The organism is Stenotrophomonas sp. CCNWLW57, from assembly GCF_037203925.1.
In the GTDB taxonomy this organism is placed as follows: Bacteria; Pseudomonadota; Gammaproteobacteria; order Xanthomonadales; family Xanthomonadaceae; genus Stenotrophomonas; species Stenotrophomonas rhizophila_A.
The window spans coordinates 80,965-103,521 of sequence record NZ_JBBCBJ010000006.1 but is presented as its reverse complement, the minus strand read 5'-3'; the positions used below and the strand labels follow the sequence as shown (position 1 = coordinate 103,521).

General features: G+C 68.0%; 25 protein-coding genes. 9 read left to right on the top strand and 16 right to left on the bottom strand.

Annotation, left to right across the window (positions count from 1 at the left end):
* Nucleotides 1-80: 80 nt before the first annotated feature.
* The 3 genes from V9K91_RS15245 to V9K91_RS15235 form a co-directional block, all read right to left on the bottom strand.
* On the bottom strand, nucleotides 81-551 hold the full coding sequence (locus V9K91_RS15245; RefSeq protein ID WP_336443629.1) for a hypothetical protein: 471 nt from the start codon (nucleotides 549-551) through the stop codon (nucleotides 81-83).
* Between the two features lie 13 nt (nucleotides 552-564).
* Nucleotides 565-1,176: an energy transducer TonB gene (locus V9K91_RS15240; protein WP_336443630.1), complete on the bottom strand. Its 612-nt coding sequence runs from the start codon at nucleotides 1,174-1,176 to the stop codon at nucleotides 565-567.
* Nucleotides 1,177-1,239: 63 nt separating this feature from the next.
* Nucleotides 1,240-2,127 carry a hypothetical protein gene (locus V9K91_RS15235; RefSeq protein ID WP_093535263.1) on the bottom strand — a complete coding sequence of 296 codons (888 nt, stop codon included), beginning with the start codon at nucleotides 2,125-2,127 and terminating at the stop codon, nucleotides 1,240-1,242.
* A 92-nt stretch (nucleotides 2,128-2,219) separates the two neighbouring features.
* On the opposite strand from V9K91_RS15235, the gene V9K91_RS15230 reads away from it, so the two are divergent.
* Entirely contained in the window at nucleotides 2,220-3,515 is a 1,296-nt protein-coding gene (locus V9K91_RS15230) for an acetyl-CoA C-acetyltransferase (RefSeq protein WP_249833456.1), read from the top strand.
* 67 nt (nucleotides 3,516-3,582) lie between these two features.
* Here the strand turns inward: V9K91_RS15230 and V9K91_RS15225 are convergent, their stop codons facing one another.
* From V9K91_RS15225 to V9K91_RS15215, 3 genes are all read right to left on the bottom strand, one after another.
* Nucleotides 3,583-4,896 carry a heme biosynthesis HemY N-terminal domain-containing protein gene (locus V9K91_RS15225; RefSeq protein ID WP_184126259.1) on the bottom strand — a complete coding sequence of 438 codons (1,314 nt, stop codon included), beginning with the start codon at nucleotides 4,894-4,896 and terminating at the stop codon, nucleotides 3,583-3,585.
* Nucleotides 4,897-4,899: 3 nt separating this feature from the next.
* Nucleotides 4,900-5,871, bottom strand: a complete 972-nt coding sequence (locus V9K91_RS15220; protein ID WP_306990161.1) for a uroporphyrinogen-III C-methyltransferase — start codon at nucleotides 5,869-5,871, stop codon at nucleotides 4,900-4,902.
* A 108-nt stretch (nucleotides 5,872-5,979) separates the two neighbouring features.
* Nucleotides 5,980-6,756, bottom strand: coding sequence for a uroporphyrinogen-III synthase (locus tag V9K91_RS15215; protein ID WP_336443631.1), 777 nt, complete (start codon nucleotides 6,754-6,756; stop codon nucleotides 5,980-5,982).
* 43 nt (nucleotides 6,757-6,799) lie between these two features.
* On the opposite strand from V9K91_RS15215, the gene V9K91_RS15210 reads away from it, so the two are divergent.
* The 5 genes from V9K91_RS15210 to V9K91_RS15190 all read left to right on the top strand — a co-directional run bounded on the left by V9K91_RS15210 (nucleotide 6,800) and on the right by V9K91_RS15190 (nucleotide 9,906).
* Nucleotides 6,800-7,270 (top strand): YiiD C-terminal domain-containing protein, encoded by a 471-nt coding sequence (locus V9K91_RS15210; RefSeq protein ID WP_306990157.1) that lies wholly within the window; start codon nucleotides 6,800-6,802, stop codon nucleotides 7,268-7,270.
* A gap of 30 nt (nucleotides 7,271-7,300) precedes the next feature.
* The gene (locus V9K91_RS15205) at nucleotides 7,301-7,735 is read left to right on the top strand and encodes a hypothetical protein (RefSeq protein WP_249833460.1); all 435 of its coding nucleotides are present in this window, start codon (nucleotides 7,301-7,303) and stop codon (nucleotides 7,733-7,735) included.
* 73 nt (nucleotides 7,736-7,808) lie between these two features.
* Nucleotides 7,809-8,246: a rhodanese-like domain-containing protein gene (locus V9K91_RS15200; protein WP_306990154.1), complete on the top strand. Its 438-nt coding sequence runs from the start codon at nucleotides 7,809-7,811 to the stop codon at nucleotides 8,244-8,246.
* Between the two features lie 104 nt (nucleotides 8,247-8,350).
* Entirely contained in the window at nucleotides 8,351-8,866 is a 516-nt protein-coding gene (secB, locus tag V9K91_RS15195) for a protein-export chaperone SecB (protein WP_068848278.1), read from the top strand.
* 14 nt (nucleotides 8,867-8,880) lie between these two features.
* Entirely contained in the window at nucleotides 8,881-9,906 is a 1,026-nt protein-coding gene (locus tag V9K91_RS15190; protein WP_068848280.1) for an NAD(P)H-dependent glycerol-3-phosphate dehydrogenase, read from the top strand.
* Between the two features lie 205 nt (nucleotides 9,907-10,111).
* Here the strand turns inward: V9K91_RS15190 and V9K91_RS15185 are convergent, their stop codons facing one another.
* The 4 genes from V9K91_RS15185 to V9K91_RS15170 form a co-directional block, all read right to left on the bottom strand.
* Nucleotides 10,112-10,684, bottom strand: coding sequence for an Ax21 family protein (locus tag V9K91_RS15185; protein ID WP_068854490.1), 573 nt, complete (start codon nucleotides 10,682-10,684; stop codon nucleotides 10,112-10,114).
* Between the two features lie 216 nt (nucleotides 10,685-10,900).
* Complete coding sequence (locus tag V9K91_RS15180) at nucleotides 10,901-11,461, bottom strand: hypothetical protein (RefSeq protein WP_336443632.1); 561 nt, start codon at nucleotides 11,459-11,461, stop codon at nucleotides 10,901-10,903.
* Between the two features lie 111 nt (nucleotides 11,462-11,572).
* Nucleotides 11,573-11,815: a hypothetical protein gene (locus V9K91_RS15175; protein WP_068848286.1), complete on the bottom strand. Its 243-nt coding sequence runs from the start codon at nucleotides 11,813-11,815 to the stop codon at nucleotides 11,573-11,575.
* Nucleotides 11,816-11,893: 78 nt separating this feature from the next.
* On the bottom strand, nucleotides 11,894-12,430 hold the full coding sequence (locus V9K91_RS15170; RefSeq protein ID WP_306990147.1) for a carboxymuconolactone decarboxylase family protein: 537 nt from the start codon (nucleotides 12,428-12,430) through the stop codon (nucleotides 11,894-11,896).
* Nucleotides 12,431-12,521: 91 nt separating this feature from the next.
* Between V9K91_RS15170 and V9K91_RS15165 the strand changes: the two genes are divergently transcribed.
* Nucleotides 12,522-13,397: an AraC family transcriptional regulator gene (locus V9K91_RS15165; protein ID WP_336443655.1), complete on the top strand. Its 876-nt coding sequence runs from the start codon at nucleotides 12,522-12,524 to the stop codon at nucleotides 13,395-13,397.
* A gap of 8 nt (nucleotides 13,398-13,405) precedes the next feature.
* Here the strand turns inward: V9K91_RS15165 and V9K91_RS15160 are convergent, their stop codons facing one another.
* Nucleotides 13,406-14,335, bottom strand: coding sequence for an alpha/beta hydrolase (locus V9K91_RS15160; RefSeq protein ID WP_336443633.1), 930 nt, complete (start codon nucleotides 14,333-14,335; stop codon nucleotides 13,406-13,408).
* A gap of 28 nt (nucleotides 14,336-14,363) precedes the next feature.
* Nucleotides 14,364-15,113 (bottom strand): SDR family oxidoreductase, encoded by a 750-nt coding sequence (locus V9K91_RS15155; protein WP_307107716.1) that lies wholly within the window; start codon nucleotides 15,111-15,113, stop codon nucleotides 14,364-14,366.
* A 104-nt stretch (nucleotides 15,114-15,217) separates the two neighbouring features.
* Here V9K91_RS15155 and V9K91_RS15150 point away from each other — a divergent pair, with 104 nt between their 5' ends.
* Nucleotides 15,218-16,132, top strand: coding sequence for a LysR family transcriptional regulator (locus tag V9K91_RS15150; protein ID WP_336443634.1), 915 nt, complete (start codon nucleotides 15,218-15,220; stop codon nucleotides 16,130-16,132).
* Here V9K91_RS15150 and V9K91_RS15145 read toward each other — a convergent pair whose 3' ends face one another.
* Both V9K91_RS15145 and V9K91_RS15140 read right to left on the bottom strand, forming a co-directional pair.
* Nucleotides 16,133-17,047: a lysophospholipase gene (locus V9K91_RS15145; protein WP_336443635.1), complete on the bottom strand. Its 915-nt coding sequence runs from the start codon at nucleotides 17,045-17,047 to the stop codon at nucleotides 16,133-16,135.
* Between the two features lie 69 nt (nucleotides 17,048-17,116).
* Entirely contained in the window at nucleotides 17,117-17,941 is an 825-nt protein-coding gene (locus V9K91_RS15140; protein WP_336443656.1) for an alpha/beta hydrolase, read from the bottom strand.
* A gap of 217 nt (nucleotides 17,942-18,158) precedes the next feature.
* On the opposite strand from V9K91_RS15140, the gene V9K91_RS15135 reads away from it, so the two are divergent.
* Nucleotides 18,159-18,692, top strand: coding sequence for a hypothetical protein (locus tag V9K91_RS15135; RefSeq protein WP_093535223.1), 534 nt, complete (start codon nucleotides 18,159-18,161; stop codon nucleotides 18,690-18,692).
* On the opposite strand, the gene V9K91_RS15130 is transcribed toward V9K91_RS15135, so the two are convergent.
* Entirely contained in the window at nucleotides 18,689-19,312 is a 624-nt protein-coding gene (locus tag V9K91_RS15130; RefSeq protein ID WP_093535221.1) for a response regulator transcription factor, read from the bottom strand. The two genes, V9K91_RS15135 and V9K91_RS15130, sit on opposite strands and share 4 nt — an antisense overlap.
* Before the next feature lie 99 nt (nucleotides 19,313-19,411).
* The gene (locus tag V9K91_RS15125; RefSeq protein ID WP_337308196.1) at nucleotides 19,412-22,405 is read right to left on the bottom strand and encodes a two-component regulator propeller domain-containing protein; all 2,994 of its coding nucleotides are present in this window, start codon (nucleotides 22,403-22,405) and stop codon (nucleotides 19,412-19,414) included.
* Nucleotides 22,406-22,557: the final 152 nt, after the last annotated feature.

The window sequence follows — 22,557 nt, the reverse complement described above, 5'->3', positions numbered from 1 at the left end:
ACGCCGGCCGTTGGCCGGTTACGCCCGAACGCACAACGCCGGCATCCGCCGGCGTTGTCGTTTCCATGCCCCTGCAGCGGCTAGCCGCCAGAGCGGCTGATCGCGCGCTTCAGGTACGCATCGAGGCGGGCGCAGCCTTCGGGGGTGCTTTCGCACAGCGTGGCCCACGCCTGGCGGCGACGATGCAGTTCGCCGTCGGGCACATAGGTGCGCAGGCGGGCCACCGAAGGCGCCATGGGATGCGGCGCGGTGAAGATCAGCCACGTCCTCGACGCAAATGCAGGATCTTCGAGGACGGAGGCTTTGGTGGACTGGTACGCCAGCATGCCCGGCTCCAGCGGCAGCCCCTTCAATACTTCCACGTCGCTGCGCTTGGGCAGGCCGTCGATGAAGCCGGTGACGGTGGTGAATTCCAACGGGACCTTGTCGGCTTCATTGCCAAGGATGTCGCTGTATTCGGCCCAGGTGCCGGCGGACGCCATCAGCCCAAGCGTCAACGCGGCGAGCGGCCCCATGCGTGCCAGCGCGGTACGGCAGTGCCATGCGTGCATCCGGTTTCCCCTGTCAGTTCAAGCGGAAGTTGACCGGCACTTCCTGGCCGGGTTCAGCGTCTTCCATCCCGGCGTCGCAGTCGAAGGACCAGCGTCTGGCTGCGGTCACTGCGGCCTCATCCAGCACGGTCGATCCACTGCTTTGCGCGATGATGATGTGCCGCGCAACCAGGCCGTCGCCTTGCGGGTACAGTCCAAGCAGCACCTCGCCTTCCGTGCCGGCTTTGAAGGCCTTGGGCGGATAGCGCGGTGGATTGAAACCCTTGACGGTCAGGTTCATCTTGCAGTGCTGTGCAGGCTGGTGCAGCACCCACTCGGCAATGCCGCCCTTGTCGCCATCGCAACGGTACTTCCAGCGCATCGCACTGCGGCGGGTGGCGTCGGCGCTGGTTGACCCGTCCACGGAAGCCTCAACCGGGTTGCCCTGCGCATCGACAACGACGCGCAGGCTCACATCGTGAGCCTGCTGGACCGCATGGGGGTATGTTGTCCGACCCACCAGGGCCGGGAGCGCCTGCTGGGACTCAGGAGCCACGTGGCACTGTGCCGCGGCCATTGCCGGCAACGGCGTCAGGCAGGCGAGCAGAAGCGCCGCAACGGGCGCATGGCGAAGCAGCTGCATCATCTCGGCATCCTTGTCGTTCCGTGTTCCAATCCAGCGTGCTCCAATCCAGTCAGCGCGCCACCTTCAGCGCGCCAACAGGTCCCGCGCATTCTGTCCTGCTTCGCAATGCACGAACAGCACCGGCAGCCCGTGCGCTTCCAGCACGGCAGCCATCTGCCGCTGGCGCATCAGGTACTGCTCGTAAATGCCCTGCAGGCGATCGCAGTTGCCCTTGTCGTGGCTGTAGTAGCTGCACCAGCCGGCCGGATCGAACAGTGCCATACGCACTTCGCCGTCAGCGTATCGAAGCAGCGGTTCCGGCGCTCTGTCCAGCCACTGCTCCGACTGCGGCGCCATCAGCGCCGTTTCTATCAGCGGCCACAACTCGGCCAGGCCCTGGTTGTCGTATTGCATCGACATCATCGCGGCCAGGTCGTTCACCGTGAAATACCGGGCGTGCTCGATCTGCGCGCCGAAGGCGTTCTGCGCCTGCAGGGCGGTATCGGCCTGGGCCATGCCCTGGGCCAGCAGCACCTCTTCCAGTGCTTCGGCTACGGCCGTGGTCTGGGCCACGTCGGTGCCTGTCAGCAGGAACGGCACCACGCGCAGGCCACCGCCGGTGAGGCTCGCATCGGCCTGGAACGGCAGCGGCACTTCGCCGTCGGCACCGGCGCCGAACGCCAGCAGGCGCGGGCCTTCGTTGCGGCCGGGCGCACGCATCTGCAGTTCTTCCAGGCGGCGGTGGATCGGCCAGCCGGGGCGCAGAACTTCGGCGGGGTCGAAATGGGCGCCGGCGAACACGAAATCGAGTCCGCTCACGCCGGGCACCAGCTTGGCGAGGTCGCGGCCAACGCGGTCGGCCAGTTCGCCCGCCTGCGCGGATGTCAGGGCCGCGTGGCGGGGGGCGTCTCCTCCGGCCAGTTCCAATGCCAGTACGCCAAGGGCATTCATGCCGGGGTCGGGTTTGCTCATGGGTTCACAGTTGGCCCATCACAGGGCGGCAGCTACACTTGGCCCCATTATGCCTGCTCCTTCGTGCAGGCCATGTTGCAGACACCCCTCCCATGCCAGGTATCTCCATGCCCAACGCTCGTCCCGTCGCCATTCTCGGTGGCGTCCGCATTCCGTTCTGCCGCCAGAACACCGCCTATTCGGACGTTGGCAACCTGGGCATGTCGGTACGTACGCTCGGCGCGCTGGTGGAACGGTTCGGCCTGCACGGGCAACAGCTGGGCGAAGTGGCGATGGGCGCGGTGATCAAGCATTCCAGCGACTGGAACCTGGGCCGCGAAGCCACGCTGTCCTCGGGCCTGTCCCCGCTCACCCCGGGCATCACCATGCAGCGCGCCTGCGGCACCTCGCTGGACACGATCATTGCGGTGGCCAACAAGATTGCGCTGGGCCAGATCGAATCGGGCATCGGCGGCGGTTCGGACACCACCTCCGACGTGCCGATCGTGTACGGCAAGAAGCTGCGCGCGCGCCTGCTGGCCGCCAACCGCGCCAAGACCACCGGCGACAAGATCAAGGCGATCGTGCGCGGCTTCAAGCTGGGCGAACTGAAGCCGGAATTCCCGGGCGTGGCCGAACCGCGTACCGGCAAGAGCATGGGCGACCACTGCGAAGACATGGCCAAGGAGTGGAACATCTCCCGCGATTCGCAGGACGAGTGGGCGGTGTCTTCGCACAAGAAGCTGGCCGCGGCCTATGAGCGCGGTTTCTTCAGCGACCTGATCGCGCCGTTCCGCGGCGTGGAGCGCGACAACATCCTGCGCGCGGATACCTCGCTGGAAAAGCTGGCCACGCTGAAGCCGGCCTTCGACAAGGTCTCCGGCCGTGGCACGCTCACCGCCGCCAACTCCACCCCGCTCACCGATGGTGCGTCGGCGGTGCTGCTGGCCAGCGAGGAATGGGCGCGCGCGCATGGCCACGAACCGCTGGCCTACCTGCGCGATTCGCAGGTGGCGGCGGTGGACTTCGTGCACGGCGAAGGCCTGCTGATGGCGCCGACCATCGCGGTGCCGGAAATGCTCAAGCGCAATGGCCTCACGCTGCAGGATTTCGACATCTACGAAATCCATGAAGCCTTCGCCGCGCAGGTGCTGTGCACCCTGCGTGCGTGGGAAAGCGAAGACTACTGCCGCAACCGCCTGGGCCTGGATGCGCCGCTGGGCAGGATCGACCCGGCCAAGATCAACCCGTTGGGGTCGTCGCTGGCCACCGGCCATCCGTTTGCGGCTACCGGTGCGCGCGTGATCGCCACGGCGGCCAAGCAGCTGGCCGAACGCGGCGGCGGCCGCGCGCTGGTCTCGATCTGCACCGCCGGCGGCATGGGCGTGGTGGCGATCGTCGAACGCTGAGTCGTTCGCATCGCGCGCAAGAAAAAAGGCCGCCCCGATGGGCGGCCTTTTTTTTGGGGGGACGGCGTCAGCGGATCGGGTTGCCGTATTCATCGCGCTCGTCGCGATGGATGTCGCGCACCGGCAGCGGTTCGCTCATCAAGGATTGTTCTTCGACCGTGGCGCGTTCGGGCACTACGGCCGCCAGTGGGGCGACCGGGCGCGCGAGCACCACGCTGTCTTCCCCGCGCTGCTGGCGCAGGGCGTTGGTGTAGCACTGCGCGGCGAGCGCGGGTTCGCCGCGTGCGGTGAAAACCTCACCCAGCGCTTCCCAGGCGGGGGAGCCGGCGCCGGCGGCGATGGCACGGTGCAGGTAATCCTCGGCCTGGACGTGCTCGCCCTGGCGCGCGGCGATGCGGCCCAGCGCCAGCAGCAGGGCCGGGCTGGACGGCTGCTGGCCCAGCCAGCGCTGCAGGTTGGCCTGGCGGGTGGCCAGCTTCTCCACCGGCATCTGACCGTACAGCGTCACCAGCGATTCGTCCCAGCGCGTATCCAGCGCCTGTTCCAGGTTGAGCAGGGCCGGTTCATCCCAATCCAGCGCCACGGCGCGCAGCGCGTAGGCCGACACCACATCGGGGTCGCTGCGCAGGGCCTTCGGGGTGGCTTCCCACTGCGCGGCCAGCGCATTCACATCGCCCGCCTCCAGCAGCGACTGCGCGGCCAGGCGCACTTCCAGTTCGGCCACGGCCTCATCGGGCAGCACCTTCTGCTTGCGCAGCGCGCCCAGCTGGCCGTAGGCCTCGTGCGCGCGGTCGGCACGTGCCAACGCTTCGGTGCGCAGCCACAGGCCGCGTGGCGGCAGCGGCTGGATGCCCGGGGCATCCAGCGCGTTGATCGCATCCACCGGGCGCTCCTGCTGCAGCAGGCGTTCGGCCTGCATCAGCGCATAGGCGGTGGCATCAGTGGTGGACAGGCGCTGCAGGTACTGGTCCACCGCGGCCTGGTCCCCGCGCGCTTCGGCGCTGCGGATGGCGGTCACGTAGGCCACCGCGCTCACTTCTTCGTCCTCGGCGGCGGTGCCCAGCAGCTTCTCGGCGCGCTGCCAGTGGCCGTACTCGTGCGCCTGCATGCCTTCGATCAGGCGGGCGCGGCCCTGCTTGCGGCGGTAGCGGCCCCAGGCACGGAACGGCGAGGCCACCAGGCTCCACAGCAGCCACAGCACCAGCAGGCCCACCAGCACCATCAGTGCCACCTGCGGCACGGTGGAGCGGTAATCGTTGCCGCCGGCGCGGTAGATCACCTCGCCGTACTGGCGCAGCGATTCGGTGCCCAGCCATTGCGCGGCCACCACGCCCAGCACCACGGCCAGCAACAGCACCACCACGGATTGAATCGGCTTCATGTATCAACTCCCATCGCGCATGGCGCGCAGTTGCTGCAGGGTGCTGCCCAGTTCGGGCAGCGGCGGGCGTAGCACTTGGGTGCGCAACTGCTGCAGTTCACCACGACGCTCGCGCAGGCCGGGTGAATCCGGCCACAGCCGCGGCATCCACAGCGCCACCCGGTCCAATGCCTGTTCGAAACCGGCCTGGTCGCCACGTTCAACCGCGGCACGGGCCAGGGTCAGCTCCAGCTGCAGCGAATCCCACGCGGCGGTGCGCTCGGCGCGGGTCAGGGGGCCCTGCACCGCGGTGGGGGTGATGGTCACGAACGGAGCCAGCACCTGGTGCCACCACGGCGGCGCATCGGTGTCCGTCGCCGGAGCGATCTGTTCGGGCAGCGCCAGCAGCGACTGCGAGAAGTTGCCAAGGCGCTGGTTGATGCCGGCGCGCACGCCCGGGCCGAGGGCATCGACCGCGTTGCGTTCCTGCATCAGCGCTTGGCGCAGATTGAGGAATTCGGTGCCCTGGACGTCTTCCAGTGCCGTGGCGGCCAGTGCATACAGCCGCTTGGCGCCCTCCACGTCATCGGCGAAGGCCAAGCGCTGGCCGGCCTGGCTGAGCAGCAGTTCGGCCTCTTCCAGCTGCAGCGCCTGCGCGTTGTGGCGGGTGCTGTCGGCCAGCCGTGCCAGGTTCTCTTCCAGCAGGGCGTTGCGCTGGCTCAGGCCCAGCATTTCATCGCGCAGCACCCGGTTGGTGGCGGCTGCATCCTGCACCCGCTGCGAGGTGGAGCGCTGGTCGCGGCGCAGCGCTTCCACGCTGCCGGCCAGGCCCTGCACGAGCACGGCGGCATCGGCCTCGCGCTGCACGACACGCGCCTGCTGCGCCTGCCATTGGGTCCAGCCCCACGCGGCGCCACCGGCCACCACCGCAAGCGCGGCAAGCGGCACGATCCAGCGCAGCGGTCGGTGGGGCGGGGGCGGAACCATGTCGTTCATGCAGGCATCCTTGTCGACCGCGCCGGTGCATTCACGAGCTGGCGATCGACGAAGTGCACAGCATCGCTCGCCGCCCGCAGGCCCTGCAAGGCCGCAAACGACCCCTGTTCAGGAAGTTGCCGCAGTGGTGACAGCCGCGTGTGCGGCCTGCGCCAGCTGCGCCGGCAGCGGGCCGGCGGCGAGGGTGACCCGCGTGAATCCGGCGTCCGTCGCCAGCGCGGCCAAGCGCTCGCTGGCGGCCACCACGTGCGCCTGGCGAAGCTGCGCCAGCAGGTCCGCCGGCAGCTGTTCGCTGAGCAGCGCCAGGGCCTCGGCACTGCTCAGCGCCAGCACCCACGGCCCGGCCTGGTGGCGCAACCGCTGCAGTTGCCGGGGCGGCAGGCGCAGCGCCCTGCGCTGGTAAACATCCACCCGCTGCAGCGTCGCGCCACGGGCCTGCAGCGTACTGGCGATGATGCCGCGCCCGCCGGGGGCGGTGACCAGCGCCGCGCGCAGCCCCTGCAGCTGGGCGAGCGCCGGCAGGTCGAGCAGGCCTTCGCTGTCCATCCGGGTGGGGGCCACGACGTCGTCAACGCCGTGCCCGCGCAGCGCAGCGGCAGTGCCGGCGCCCACCGCCAGCCAGGTGCCGGCGTGCGGGGCCTGCAGCGGCTGCAGCCGCGCGGCGGCATGCACCGCCGCCGGGCTGCTGAACACCACGCGGTCGGCGCCCAGCGCCTGGGCCAGGGCCGCGCGGGTGCCCGCATCGTGGCGGGCCACCAGGGCCCACGGCGACAAGCCGATCACCTGCGCGCCCAGCGCTTCGGCCGCGCGCCGCAGCGGTGCGTGCTGGCCGCGCGGGCGCAGCGACACCAGGGTCCAATCCGGCACATGTGCGTGGCTGTTCATTGCAGGCATTATGCGAGGCCTTCGTTGCAACGTCGCCGTACTGATGTCTGAACAAGATTCCCTCCCTGCGCACCTGGCCTCACTGCAGCAGGTGCTGGAGCGCATGCCGCCGGTAGCGGCCATGCAGATCCGCGTGGATGCCTATGCCGATGGCGTGCTGGCCCTGCGCGCGCCGCTGGCCGCCAACGTCAATGACAAAGGCAACGCCTTCGGCGGCAGCCTGTCCTCGGCGCTGACCCTGTCCGGCTGGGCGCTGGTCACCCTGCGCCTGCGTCTGGCCGGCTTCGATGCCGATGTCTACGTGGCCGACAGCCACGTGCGCTACCTGGCCCCGGTCTATGAGGACCTGCTGGCCCAGGCGCAGGCGGCCGACGATGCGGACTGGGACACCTTCCTGGCCACCTTCGCCCAGCGCGGCAAGGCCCGCATCGAGGTGGTGGCCCGCCAGCCCGGCGAGGCCGGCAAGCCGGCAGCTGAACTGACCGGACGTTTCGTTGCCTTCGCAAGGCGGTAGGATGGGCGCCTTGCCGATTGGGGAATTCGCATGCGTCGCACCTTCCAGATCCTGCTGCTGGCCTTGCTGGCCCTGACTTCCGTGTCGGCATTCGCCGGCGAGCAGAAAACCACCAAGAAGCAGCGCAAGCAGCTCGAGGAAACCCAGGTCAAGTACGACTCGACCATGCGCTGGGGCACCGTGGAAGACATGCTGCCGTACCTGGACCCGGCCTACGCCAAGGAGCACCCGCTGACCGACCTGGAACTGCGCAGGTTCGAGCAGGTGAAGATCTCCAGCTACCGCGCCGGCGACAACGTGCCGCTGCCCGACGGCCGGATCGGCCGCAATGCCGAGGTCCGGGTGATCAATATCAACACCCAGTCCGAACGTTCGGTGCGGGTCAAGGAAATCTGGCGCTGGGATGCCGATGGCAAGCGCTGGCTGCAGGCCAGTGGGCTGCCGGACCTGTGGCAGGAATCCTGAGCTGGCCCAGGGCTGGACGCCGGTTCGCCCGCATGTGCGACAATCGGCGCCCGCTAATCGACCCGTGATCTAAGTGAATTACGAAGAGTTGCTGGCCTTTGCCGGCCGAAACCCGATGTTGTCGATGGCCTTCGTGGGCCTGACCGTCGCCATCCTCGTCACCGAGGTGCGCCGCCTGCTGCGCGGCTACAAGTCGATCAAGCCGGCCGAGCTGACCCAGCTGATCAATGCTGGCGGGGCGGTCGTGGTCGACCTGTCGGCGGGCACCGATTTCGAGAAGGGCCATATTGCCGGCAGCCGCAACGTGCAGCCTGCCCAGTTCGGACCGGAGCACAAGCTGGTGGCCAACGCCAAGCAGCGCCCGGTGGTGCTGGTGTGCCGCACCGGCACCGCCTCTGAAACCGCCGCCAAGGCCTTGAAGAAGGCCGGTTTCGAGCAAATGCACGTGCTCGACGGTGGCCTGCCCGCCTGGCAGCAGGCCGAGCTGCCGCTGGTCAAGGGCCGCAACTGATTTTGCCCGGATTGCGCGGCATGCCTTGTGCGCGCCGCCACACGCCCCCATCGCAGGGCATGTAACAATCCGTTTTTACTGCATTCATTCTGGAGCAACAGGAAATGTCCGAAGCGAACACCAACGGCGCCATCGCGCCGGCCGACGCCGCCACCGGCCCCGCGTTCACCGTCGAAAAGATCTACGTCAAGGACGTTTCCTTCGAATCGCCCAACGCGCCGGCCGTGTTCAACGAAGCCGTGCAGCCGGAGCTGCAGCTCAACCTGAACCAGCGCGTGCAGCGCCTGGGTGAGAGCGCCTTCGAAGTGGTGCTGGCCGTGACCCTGACCTGCAAGGCCGGCGACAAGACCGCCTACGTGGCTGAAGTGCAGCAGGCTGGCGTGTTCGGCCTGGTCGGCCTGGACCCGCAGTCGATCGACGTGCTGCTGGGCACCCAGTGCCCGAACATCCTGTTCCCGTACGTGCGTTCGCTGGTGAGCGAGCTGATCCAGGCCGGCGGCTTCCCGCCGTTCTTCCTGCAGCCGATCAACTTCGAAGGCCTGTACGCCGAAACCCTGCGCCAGCGCCAGGAACAGGGCGAAACCTCGCTCGCCGATTCCGAGCCGGCCGGCAACGCCTGATCGGCGCTGCAGCAATGAGCAACAACGCAGACAAGGTCGCCGTTCTCGGCGCCGGCTCCTGGGGCACCGCCCTGGCCAGCCTGCTTGCACGGCACGGTCGCCAGACCGTGCTGTGGGGCCGCGACGCGGCGATGGTCGAGGCCATCGACCAGCGCCACGAGAACACCCGCTACCTGCCGGGTATTCCGTTGCCGGAATCCCTGCGCGCCACCACGGACCTGACTGCGGCCGTCAAGGATGCCACCTGGATCCTGGTGGTGGTGCCGTCGCACGCGTTCGGTGAAACCGTGCGCGCGCTGGCGCCGCTGCGCCCGGCGGCTGCCGGCGTGGCCTGGGCCACCAAGGGCTTCGAACCCGGCTCCGGGCGTTTCCTGCATGAAGTGGCGCGCGAGGTCCTCGGGCCGGAAGTGCCGCTGGCGGTGGTTACCGGCCCGTCGTTCGCCAAGGAAGTCACGCTGGGCCTGCCCACCGCGATTACCGTGCACGGCGACGATGCCGAGTTCGCCCAGCAGGTGGCCGAAGCCATGCATGGCCCGGCGTTCCGCGCCTATACCGGCGACGACATGGTCGGTGCCGAACTCGGTGGCGCCATGAAGAACGTGCTGGCCGTGGCCACCGGTGTGGCCGATGGCATGCAGCTGGGCCTCAACGCCCGTGCCGGCCTGATTACCCGCGGCCTCAACGAGATGCTGCGCCTGGCCGCTGCGATTGGCGCCAAGCCGGAAACCCTGATGGGCCTGGCTGGCTTGGGTGACCTGGTGCTGACCTGCACCGGCGATCTCTCGCGCAACCGTCGCCTGGGCTTGGCGCTGGGGCGTGGGCAGTCACTGCAGGACGCGATCCGCGAAATCGGCCAGGTGGTGGAATCGGTGCAGACCGCCGACGAAGTCATGCGCCAGGCGCGACGCCACGGCATCGACCTGCCGATCTCCGACCGGGTCCGCGCCGTGCTGCACGGCGAGCAGACCCCGGAAGAGGGCCTGCGCGCGCTGTTGGCCCGCGAACAGAAGCCGGAGTATCCGGACACGCTGTTCAAATGATCAGGAAAAACCCCGGCATTGCCGGGGTTTTTTTTAACCCCGCCCGGATGCCCAGAACGCGAAAACCCAGCTTCCGCTGGGTTTCTGCGTGGCACCCCGACGAGGTAGGCACCATATAAGTGAAGCCCGGCCTACTAAGCCGGGCTTCATGGCGTGAGGGAGAGAGAGATCACGCCATCCAACAACGTACCGTGCAGCTACAGGCTTACCAGGTGAAGCGCGGGCCGACGAACCATTCCTTGTCGCCACCCTTGGCCAGCTTCACTTGGCCGCTCAGGCCCCAGTTCTGGTTGAACTTGGCCTGCGCGCCGACCAGGCCGTAGAACTCGCCGTCCGGGTTGATGCCGTGCTTCTTGCTGAAGTCTTCGTAGCCGGCCATCGCGTAGCCTTCGATCATCGGGGTGAACGCGGTGCGCACGCCCACTTCGGTGGCGTAACCGTTGAAATCCAGGCCTTCCTTCGGGTCGAACTTCTGGTAGGCGACGCGGGCTACCAAGTCGGTGGTCGGCGCGATGCCGTAGTTGTAGCCCAGGCCCACGCGCCACTGGTCAACATCAACGTTGCCGCGGTCGGTTTCCTGCGAGTTGTAATCGCCAAAGACATGGAAGTTCGGCGCAATCGCGGCCGAGCCCTTCACCGCCCAACCGTCGGCGGAGCCGCCCTTGGTATCGGTGTTCACGTAGCCGCCTTCCACGTAGTTGTACGACAGGCCATCGGCAGCCGAAGCAGCGAACGGCAGGGCAGCAATCAGGCCCAAGGCAAGCAGGGAGGTCTTCATCATCGGGAACACACCTTTTTATTATTTGGTTTTGCCGACCGTCCCCCTTGGGGAGGGGAGAGAGAAGGACGGTCGACAGGTGTGAATTATCCGTTAGGCGATCTAATCAACCCTGAATATTGAACTGACCGGTACATGAATGAAGGGCGCGTTCAGGGAACTTGGTGGAAGGACTCACCGGCGTTGCGAACGACGTCTGCCAGAACCTGTTCCAGGTCAAAGCAACGCGCTTGCAGCCGAAGCCAGTGCATGTCGCTCGATGCTGGCGGCGAACAACGGGGTCTCGCGGCCGTTGTGGTTGCCGCCATCGCGCTGGCGGGCGTCGGCCGCGTCTTCGAACGGCGTGCCGTGTTCGGCGATGAAGTCCAGGAATTCCTGCGTGGGGTGGGCCACGACGCTGTTGGTGTATTCGCAGGTGTTCTCGTCGATCTTCTTCACGCTGAGCGTCCAGATCACCTGCACCCGCGTGCGACCGTTGGGCGTGAACGCGTCCGACGTGGATACCATGCGGCACAGGCTCGGCCTGGCGATTTCGGCCACGTAGTGCTGGACCATCAGCGTATTGCCGATCATCTCGACATTGATGGACATGCGCGTGCCATCGTCGGTGCGGGTCGAGCCAGCGGAGATATGGTCGGGCGGGCAGCAGCGCTGATACTCCGCTTCGGGCAGGTTGAACAGCCAGTCCGCGATGTCCACCTTCTCGATCGGCGCGTTGATGATCGCGGTGTAGGCGGAGGCGGACAGCAGCTTGTCGGTGATGATGATGTCGGACATGGTGGACTCCTTGGGTGAGGCCCCACTATCGATCCGGCACCGGGTGGCGCACAGCCATCTCTTGGTATGCACGGTTGGACCGGCGCGGACACCAGGCTGCATACCAAGGTTTTAGAACGCGGCCAGCCGCACGCCGTCCACGCTCGCAATGGCATCCAGGCGCACCACGCTTCCGTCGTCCAGGTGCATGTACTCGGCGCCCTCCTTCGCACGCAGGTCCGTGATCCGTGCCAGCGCCGTGCATTCCTCTCCCGCCGCGTCCACGTACACGATGGTCACGCGGCGTTGGCTGGTGGCGGTGGCTTCCAGCACATCGTGGAACTCGCAGTTGATCGGGCGGTAGGTTGTGGTCATTGCCGTAGTCTCACGCAACAGGACGGAGGGAACACCTGGGTTGGCTGGCCGGAACCCGGCCAGCACGGACCGCTGGAATCAACGCAGTTTGACGCCGGGGAAATCGACCGGCACCGCAAAGGCGACGTTGACGTAGTTGGTGAACAGATTCAACGCGACGTGGGCGAGGATTTCGACGATCGCTTCATCATTGAAGCCCACGTTCCGCAGCTGGGCGACATCGGCATCGTCGATCTGGCCACGGCCTTCCACCACGCGCAGCGCGAAGTGCAGCGCAGCAGCCGTCTTGGGATCCTCGGACTCACCGCCCTGCGCAGCGCTCATTTCCTGGCTGCTGGCACCGGCCTTGCGGCCCAGTGCGGTGTGCGCGGCCAGGCAGTACTCGCAGGCGTTGCGGTTGGCGATGGCCACGGCAATCTTCTCGCCCAGCGCGGCCGGAATGATGCCGCCGCCCAGCGCGCCGAACGATCCCCACATGCTCTTCAGGGCAGCGGTGGAATTGGCAACGGCACGGAACATGTTGGGGGTGGCACCGAAGGCGGAATGGATCTGGCCGAGCAGGGCCTGGCGTTCGCCGGTGGTGTCGGCGGCGTTGATCAGCGGGATACGGGACATGGTGTGGATTCCTTTGAATGCCGGCGCGGGGCGGCCGGTTGATGGGCATAATAGGAACCCGGTCGGGACGTTTGGTGTCTGTATGTCGCTCATGGATGTCAATTCGTCCAGCCCTTCCATCGACCGTCTGACCTCGGTGCTGGAGCGGTTCCGGGTCCAGGCCACGCTGTTCCATGCCGGCCCGCTGTGCGGGCACCAGCACTTCGACGCGCAGCCTGGCCGCGGCTTCCTGCACGTGCTGCGCCGGGGCGAAATGGACCTGCTGTATCGCGACGGCTCGCGCCTGGCGCGCACCCATCTGAGCGAACCCACGCTGCTGCTGTTTCCGCGCGCGGTGCACCACGAATTCATCAACCCGCCGGTGGACGGCTCGGACTTCACCTGCGCCACGCTCGATTTCGATGGTGGCGCCCGCAACCCGATCGTGCAGTCGCTGCCGGAAGCGATCGTGTTGCCACTGGGCGCCATTGACGGCCTGCAGGCGACGCTGGACCTGCTGTTCGCCGAATCGGACCAGTTGCGCTGCGGGTCGCGCCTGCTCGCCAACCGCCTGTTCGAGGTCGTGTTGATCCAGGTGCTGCGCTGGATCATCGACCACCCCGGCAAGGCGCAGGTGTCGCCCGGCATGATGATGGGCCTGTCCGACCCCCGCCTGGCCAAGGCACTGATGGCGGTGCACGCCGAACCCGATGCCGACTGGACCCTCGAACGCATGGCCGAACGCGCAGGCATGTCGCGCAGCGCATTCGCCGCTGCCTTCAAGACCGCCACCGGCACCACGCCGGCGGCGTATTCGCTGGACTGGAAACTCAACGTGGCCACCTCGCTGCTGCGGGCCGGTCGTCCGGTGAAGCAGGTAGCGCTGGAGCTCGGCTTCGCCGACGCGCCCACCTTTTCGCGCGCCTTCCGCCGGCGCACCGGCGCCTCGCCGCGCGAGTGGTTGAACGCGCACGGCGAGGGCGGGTAGGCAGGCGGTTACTTGTCCAGGAACGCGACCAGCGCGGGGATCGTCTGCTCCGGGGCTTCTTCCATCAGCCAATGGCCGGAGCCTTTGACGATCACGCCTTCCACGTCGGTGTCCACCAGCCTGGCCTGGTCGATCAGGAACTGGCCGCCGGCCTTCTCACCGGACAGCACCAGCATCGGCATGTGCAGCGGCGTCTTCGCGAAGCCCGCAAAGTCCTTGGCATCCTGTTCGAAGTTCTTGAAATATTCAAAGCCCGCGCGCATGCCGCCGGGGCGTGCGTATTCGGACGCATAGAACTGCCGGTCGGCCTCGGGCACGGAGTGCGTGCGGTCGGCGGCGAAGTCGTTCCAGAAGTGCTGGAAGTAGGTGCGCTCGCGGCCATCCACCAGCTTCAGCGGGGTTTCGCCATAGAAGTGGAAGTGCCACAGATCACGCAGCAGCCACACGTGGGTCCAGTCGCCCACACCGGGCAGGAATGCATCCATCAACACGATGCTGTCCACTTCGTCCGGGTACTGGGCGGCGTACGCGTAAGCCACCATCAGCCCGATGTCATGGCCGACGATCTTGACCTTGGGGTAGCCCAACGACTTCACCAGCGCGTGGATATCCTGCGCCAGCGTCTTCTTGTCATAGCCGCCCTCCGGCTTGGAGGACTGTCCGGCACCGCGCAGGTCCGGCGCGATGACCACATGGCGGCCGGCCAGCTGCGGCATCAACGGGCGCCACATGTGGCTGGTTTCGGCATAGCCGTGCAGCAGCACCACCGGCGATGCATCGCCTTGGCCGGCCTGCAGGTAATGCAGGGTGACGCCGTTGACGTCGGCGGTGTGGCTCTGGATGGCCGCGCTGCCGGCGGCCTGCGCGGTGGCATGCACGGCCAGCATCAGCACCAGCGCGGTGGCGGCGCGGCGGAATGAACGGGGAAGCAGTTTCATGACGATTCTCCTGGAAAAGGGCGGGGTGTCAGAGCTGGCTCATGCCACCGTCGGCGATGATTTCGGTGCCGACGATGTAGGCCGATTCGGGTGAGGACAGGTGCAGCACGGTGGCGGCAATTTCTTCCGGGGTGCCGAAGCGGCCGAGCGGAATCTGGCTCTGGATCTGTGCGGCGGTGGCGTCCAGCGCGGCCGCATCCAGGCCGAGCTTGGTGTAGATCGGGGTGGACACCGGGCCCGGGCTGAGTACGTTGACGCGCACGCCGCGCGGCAGCAGTTCGGCCGAGAGTGTCCTGGCCAATGAAATCACCGCCGCCTTGCTGGCCGCATACACCGAGGTGTTGGGCATGCCGATGCGGGCGTTGATCGAGCCGTTGATCACCACCGACGCGCCCGGGTTGAGCAGCGGCAGCAGTGCCTGCAGCTGGAAGTAGGGGCCCTTGATGTTGGTGTTGAAGATCTGGTCCCACAGCGCTTCGTCCACGTCCGGGTAGGCGGCGAACTTCGCCGCGCCGGCGTTGACGAACACGGCGTCCAGGCGCACCTCGGCGGCGGCCAGGGTCTCGGCCAGGGCGCGCGCGGCGGCGATGTCGCCGGCATCGTTCACCACTACCAGCGCGGTGCTGCCCACCGCCGCTGCAGCCTGCTCCAATGCGGCGGCATCGCGGCCGGTGATGACCACACGGGCGCCTTCGGCGGCGAAGGCCTTGGCCGCCGCCAGGCCGATGCCGCTGCTGCCGCCGGTGACAAGGACGGTCTTGCTGCTGAAACGGTTCATGCTGATCTCCTTCGATGGTGGCGTTGTGCCGTGAGCCCATGTTGCGCGGGCGTTCTGCCTTTTCCGTGCCACAATCGCGGCGAACTCGTTCGAAGGGATCGAACATGTTGTCTGCCGACGAACTGGCCCTGCTGGAAGCCATCCGCGAGAGCGGCAGCCTGTCGCGTGCTGCAGCCCGCTTGGGCAAGGCGCCGTCCACGGTGTCGCACGCCGCCCGCCAGCTGGAGGCGCGCTTCGACGCCCTGCTGTTCGACCGCCGCCGCTACCGCCTGCAGCTCACCCCGGCCGGCCATCTGCTGGCCCAGGAAGCGGCGCGCCTGATGCTCGATGTGTCCCGGCTCACCCGCCGGGTCAAACAGGTGGCCGGTGGCTGGGAAGACCGGCTGTGGATCGTTACCGACGAGATCCTGGAATTCGAAACGCTGCTGCCGGTCATCCATGCCTTCGACGCGCTCGCCTCCGGCGTCACCCTGCGGATTACCCACGAAGTCCTTACCGGCACCTGGGACGCGCTGCGCGACGGGCGTGCCGACCTGGTGGTGGGCGCCACCAACGAACCGCCGGTCATTCCAGGCCTGCGCTGGTTCGAGCTGGGCGTGATGGAATGGGTCTTTGCCGTGGCGCCCCACCATTCGCTGGCCAGGGCGCCGGAGCCGGTCGACGCGTCAGCATTGCTGCAGCACCGCGCGGTGGTGGTGGCCGATACCTCCCGCAGGCTCGAGGTGCGCGGCTATGGCGTGCTCGGTGGCCAGCCGTCGCTGGCGGTGCCGAGCATGCATGCCAAGATCCGCGCGCAGTGCGAGGGCCTGGGCGTGGGCTGGCTGCCGCGCGAGCGGGTGGCCGGCCTGCTTGCGCGCGGCGCGCTGGTGGAAAAACGCATGGCCGACCCGCGCGAACCCAACCTGCTGTACGTGGCCTGGCGCGGCGATCACCAGGGCAGGGCGCTGGAGTGGTGGCTGGCACAGCTCAAACACGAACGCCTCGCCTCGCGCCTGGTGAAGGGCATCGCGCTGGCGTGATCACGCGCTGCGCTCCGCATCCACGGCGACGTCGCTGGGCAGGTGCCGCTCGATCCATTGCTGGAAGTCGCGCACCACGCCTTCGCGCCCTGCATCGTTGAGCAGGTCGTGGGCGTGGTCCTTGTACAGCAGCAGGGTCTTGTCGGTAGAACCGGCGTTGTCGTCGAACACCTGGCTGCCGGCGGGGACGGTGACCTTGTCGGCGGTGCCATGCGCGATCAGTACCGGCAGGCGCAGGCTCGGGAAACCGCGCCTGAGCCGGTCGATGCCGACCAGCATCTGCGCCACGGTGAGCGCCGTCTGCTTCTCGTTGGCGATGAGAGGATCGGCATTGAGCGCGGCCACCACTTCGGGCAGCCGCGAGAATTCCTTGTTGGGCAGCTTCAGCACCCGCAACTTCGGGAACGGGCCACTGAGCCAGCGCACCAGCGCCAGTACCGGCGCCGGTGCCGGCACCTGGAAGGCGTAGCTTTCGCAGATCAGGCCGGCCAGTTCGTCCTGGTGCGCCAGCGTGTACGCCGAGGCGATCACCCCGCCGGCACTGTGCCCGAGCAGGAATACCGGCAGCCCGGGTTCGCGCGAGCGCGCGACATCCAGCAGTGACTGCACGTCGGCCAGGTAATCGTCGAAGTGCTCAACATGGAAACGTTCACCCGTGGATTTGCCGCGGCCGCGCAGGTCCACGGCATATACGGCCAGGCCCATCGCGGTGAACTGCGCAGCGGCCCACTGGTAGTGCCCGCTATGGGAGTTGAAGCCGGGCACGATGGCCAGCACCGCGCGCACCTGCCCGGTCGGGCGCCAGCTGCGGATGAACAGCTCGCGCTCGCCGCCGCTGATGAATTCTTCGCTGCGGGAGGGGCCGCGGACGTCGGACGGCACAGCATGCAGGGCTGCGGGGGGAACAGTATTCATGGCAGGTCCTCGGTGACGAAGCTGCGCGCCTGCATGGCCGGCGCGTAAGGGGTGCGCAGGGGAAGGCGCTCAGGTGCTGAGGAACGCGAGCAGGTCCTGGTTGAGCTGCTCCTTGGCGGTATCGCCCAAGCTGTGGCCACCGCCGGGATAGATCTTCAGCTGCGCGCCTTTGATCAGCGTCGCCGAACGCAGCGCTGCGGCCTTGATCGGCACGATCTGGTCGTCATCGCCATGGATGATCAGGGTCGGAACATCGAACTTCGCCAGGTCAGCGGTGAAGTCGGTTTCCGAGAACGCCTTGATGCAGTCATACGCGTTCTTGTGGCCAGACTGCATGCCCTGCGTCCACCACGAGCGGATCAATCCTTCGGACACCTTCGCGCCCGGGCGGTTGAAACCGAAGAACGGACCTGTCGCCACATCCAGGAAGAACTGCGCGCGGTCGGCGAGGTAGGCGCTGCGGAAACCATCGAACACCTCGATCGGCAGGCCGTCGGGATTGTCGGCAGTCTTGAGCATGATCGGCGGCACTGCGCCCATCAGCACCGCCTTGGCCACCCGGCTGGTGCCATGCCGGCCGATGTAGCGCGCCACTTCGCCGCCGCCGGTGGAATGGCCGACCATGGTGACCTCGCTCACTCCGAGGTGCGCGAACAGCTGCGCCAGGTCATCGGCATAGGTGTCCATGTCATTGCCGCTCCACGGCTGGCTGGAGCGCCCGTGCCCGCGCCGGTCGTGCGCGATGCAGCGGTAGCCGTTGCTGGCCAGGAAGAACATCTGCGCCTCCCAGGCATCGGCATTGAGCGGCCAGCCATGGCTGAAGGACACCACGGGGCCGTTGCCCCAGTCCTTGTAGTAGAGGGAGGTACCGTCGGACGTGGTGAAGTAGCTCATGGCAGCCTCGGCAGAAGGGACGTGCGCAGCCTCCCACGCACGCGCAGGACGGGGCATCGGTCGTTCGGGCGCGCAGGTGCTCCCCCATCCGGGGGCTGCGGCGCCGTCGCCCCCACATGGGGGATTTACGGATAACCCGGCCGGCGGCGGCCACCGGCCCGCGTCGGCGCTACCCTTGCCAGCAGCACGACGTCGCGCCGTGCATCGGGAGAACGCCATGCTCGACCGCCTGGCTGTGCTGGATGAGATCCTGGAGCGCCACGCCGAGGTGCTGGGCCAGGACTTCCATCCCTACCGCAACCACACCTACCGCGTGGCCAATTTCCACTGGTGCATGCTGCCGGGCACGGTGCACGATCTGTACGCCCTGTCGGTGGCCGTTGCGTTTCATGATCTCGGGATCTGGACTGCTGGCACCTTTGATTACCTGGCGCCTTCCGAAGCGCTGGCCCGGCAGTACCTGCTCGAGCAGGACCGGCCGGAACTGGTGCCGGTGGTGGTGGCGATGATCAGCGAGCACCACCGGATCTCGCGCGTCCCACCGGACCAGGACCGCCGCATCGAGGCGTTCCGCCGCGCCGACTGGATCGATGTTTCGCTGGGTCTGCTCCGCTTCGACCTGCATCCGGATGACTTCACCCGCGCCGTAGAGCGATTCCCGCGCCTGGGCTTCCACCTGCGCCTGGTCCAGTTCTCGCTGCGGCATGGGCTGCGCCATCCGCTGCGGCCGCTGCCGATGATGAAGCGCTAGTCGTCCAGCCGCACCAGCCCCCGACGCAGGGCGATATGGATGGCTTCGGTACGGGTGCGTGCACCGATCTTCTCGAAGATGCGCGCCAGGTGTGACTTCACCGTTTCCGATGAGATGCCCAGGTCATTGGCGATGCGCTTGTTCTCCCACCCCTGCGCCAGCGCGGCCAGGATGGACTGCTCGCGCGCGGTCAGCGGTTCCTCGCCGATGTGCTGGGCGATCTCTTCGGAGATCTCCGCCGACAGGCAGCGCTTGCCCTGTGCCACGCGGTGCAGCGCCTCCACCAGTTCGCGGCGCAGCGAACTCTTCAGCAGGTAGCCACAGGCGCCCGCTGCCAGTGCGTCGCGCGCATTGGCATCGCCCCGGTAGGTGGTCAGGATGACCACGCGGGCCTGCGGAAACTCCGCGCGCAGGCGGCGGGTCAGTTCGATCCCATCCACACCGGGCATCTGCAGGTCGACCAGCGCGATGTCCGGCCGCAGGCGCCGGTACTGTTCGATGCCGTCCAGTGCGTCGGCGGCCTCGCCGACCAGTTCCAGGCCCGGTTCCACCTCCAGCATGGATGCGATGCCCTGGCGGATCAGGGGATGGTCATCGATGGTCAGGATGCGGAGGGTCATGGCAAGGTCCTGGTGAGGAGTGCACCGTGCATCGTGGCGCTGCCCAACGCAAGCGCTTTCCTCAGCGCCGGAAGCCCCGCCAGCGTGGCAGGCGCACCGCTACCCGGGTGCCGCCGGTGGCCAGTGCCTGCACCGACAACGTGCCGCCGCACAGCGCCGCGCGTTCGCGCATGCCAGGCAGGCCCCAATGTCCTTCGCTGCCGCCGTGGACCACCACCTCGTCCTGGATGCCACAGCCATCGTCCTCGATCTCGACGAGGGTGTGCAGCAGCGCGTAGGTGATGCGGACGTGATGCGCGATGCATGGGCGTGGCGGGTGGCATTGGCCAATGCCTCGCGCACGATCCGGTACACCTCGCCCAGTTCGGGTTGGCGCCAGCGACGCGGCCGGCCGCGTACCTCGAGCGCGAACGCGATCCCGGCGGGCAGTTCCAGCTGGGCCGGCAATGCGCGCACTGCCGTTTCCAGATCGTCGACGCCGGCCTCGTCGCGGCGCAGCGCCCGGATGCGGTCGCGCCCTTCGGCCAGGCCCGACTCGGCCTCTTCCAGCGCATGCACCAGCCCGGCCTCGGCGCCGGCGGCATCGCCCAACGCCAGCCGGCGGCGCGAGGACTCGATGCGCAGCATTAGTGCCTGTACCGACTGCAGCAGGGTGTCATGCAGGTCGCGGGCAATCCGCTCGCGTTCACCCACCCGCGCCCGGTACAGGCGCTGCACCCGCAGCCGCGCGATCGCCACCCGCCAACGCACGAACAGCCACACCAGCGCGCCGGCCAACGCCAGCATCGCCAGCGCGAACCAACCGGTCTGCCAGAACGCGGGCAACACGGTGACGTTGAACGATGCCTCCTGCGGTGACCAGGTGCCGGCGTCATCGCTGGCGATCACCCGGAAGCGGTAGCTGCCCGGTTCCAGTCGGCTGTACAGCGCCTGGCGGCGGGTGCCCGCTTCGCGCCACGCATCGTCCACCCCATCCAGCCGGTAGCGGAAACGCACGCGTTCGGGAATGCGCAGCGCCGGTGCGGTGTAGTCCACGCGCAGGTCACGGCTGCCGGCCGGCAGGCGCAGGTGCGGGGATAGCGGCATGGCGGTGTCGTCCACCTGCACGGCCAGCAGCGACGGCGCGGGCGGCGCTGCGGCCGGGTTGCGCGGAATATGGTCGGGGTCGATCCAGTGCACGCCACGATCGGTCGCGAACCAGATCCGGCCCTGCGCATCGCTCTGCACCGATGACACGCCACCGGTCTTTTCGGTGCTGCCGCGCAGACCATCGAGCACGCCGAAGCGCTCGAAGGCCACCGCATGGGCCGGGTCGGCGCGCCAGCGCGCCAGCTCGGCGGCCGGCACCCGGGTAAGGCCGCCACGCCCGCCCAGCCACAGCTCGCCGTTGGGCCGCAGCAGGATCCCGGTGGTGTGCTCAAAGCGTTCACCACTGCGGCCCAGCAGCCGCTGGAAGCGCTCGTTCGCGCGCATCGACACGCCGCGCGCCGCACCGGCCCACAGTTCGTCGCCATGGGCGCGCAGCACGCCGATGCGGCCGATGTCGGGGCCATCTTGCTTGATGTCGCGGCGCCGCCCGTTCTCGAACACGCCGATGGTCTGCCCGGCATCGGTCCAGATCCGCCCCTGCGCGTCTTCGGCCAACGCACGCGGGGTCACGCCGGCCTGGATGCCGTACTTCGCGTTCTGCATTTCCCACTGGCCGTTGTACAGGCGCAGCAGGCCGCCGTTGAGCCGGCTCACCCACAGCCCACCGGCGCGGTCACTGCTGATCATGCCGATCATGCCGTCGCCTTCCAGTTCCGGCGGCAGCGCTACCTTTTCCAGTCCGGTGGCGCCCAGCCGCGACAGCGTGCCGCGCGCACCGCCCACCCACAGCGTGCCGTTGCCATCGCGATGCAGCGCGGTCACCCCTTCCATGTCCGGTCCGCCCAGCTCGTCGATGCGGGCGCCGCTGGCCTGGCTGGGATCGGGGCTGACCCACATCGGGCCCCGATCCGCATTGCCGACCAGCAGGCGGCCGTCGGCGGCCACCGCCATCGCAAAGGACTGGTCGCGCCGGGGCAGCGCAATCGGCGCCAAGGCGTTGTCGCGGAAGCGGTCGAGCCCGTTCGCGGTAGCGGTCCAGATGTTGCCCTCGCGGTCTTCGAAGATCGTCCAGACCACCTCCGAGGTGAGCCCCTGGGCCGGCCCGAAGGACTCCGGTGACGGCAGCACCACCCCGCGTCCCGGCGCCCGCAGCGTGGACGCGTCGCGCACCCGTGCAATGCCGCCGGCGGCGCTCAGCCACATGCCGCCATCGCGGTCGAAGCGCAGGCCGGCACCCTTGAACGCCGGCTCGAGCCAGCTCACCGTGGCACGGGCATGGCGCGGATCGGCATCGGCGCGCGCCAGCGGGCGCACGCCCCAGTAGTCGGCCGCCCACAGCGTGCCGTCGGCGGCCTCATCGAAGTAGGGGATCTGCACCGGCTTGGGATAGGGCTGGAAGCGCGTCGCGCCCGGTGCCAGGTGCACGATGCCGAAGGCCTGGTTCTCCGAATACGCCACCCAGATGCCGCCTTGGCGGTCGGCATACAGGCGCTCGGGCCGCCAGCCGGGGTCGATGCCCATGACCTGTGCGGATGTCCAGGTATCGGTGGCAGGGTCAAGCCAGACCACGGCCACCGGGGTGATCGCCCATAACCGCTTGCGTGCGTCACGCGCGAAGCCCATCACCGACCCGAGCGGCACGTCATCGCGCTGGTAGTCGTACTGGCCCGGTGCAGGACCGCCGACCCGGCTCATGCCGCCATTGAAGTAGCCGACCCACAGCGAGCCGTCGGGCTCGGCCTTCAGGCTCAGCACATCGTCGTCGATCAGCGGCTTCCCACCGGCAGTGGTAATGCGCTCGAAGCGCACGCCATCGAAGCGGTAGAGGCCTTGTCGCGAGCCGAGCCAGAGCAGGCCGTCAGGCGTCTGCGCAATGGAGAAGATCTGCGCCGGCGCGCCGTCGTCGGCTGTCCAGCGGTCATGCCGAAGCTGCGAAAGCGCGCGGTCGGGCGACAACGCATGGGCCGAAGGCAGCCCGAGTACCGCAAGCACCAGACAGGACAACAGCCGCCAGCACCTAGCGCCAGCGTGCCGGTTCGTGACGTGCACAGGAGCAGGACGAACCGGAAGCCAGGACATATGCGGCAGGCCAATGGGAGTGTGGCGGGTCGCGGCCACCCAGACAGGGCAGCACGCGATGCTGGCGGAGTATGCCA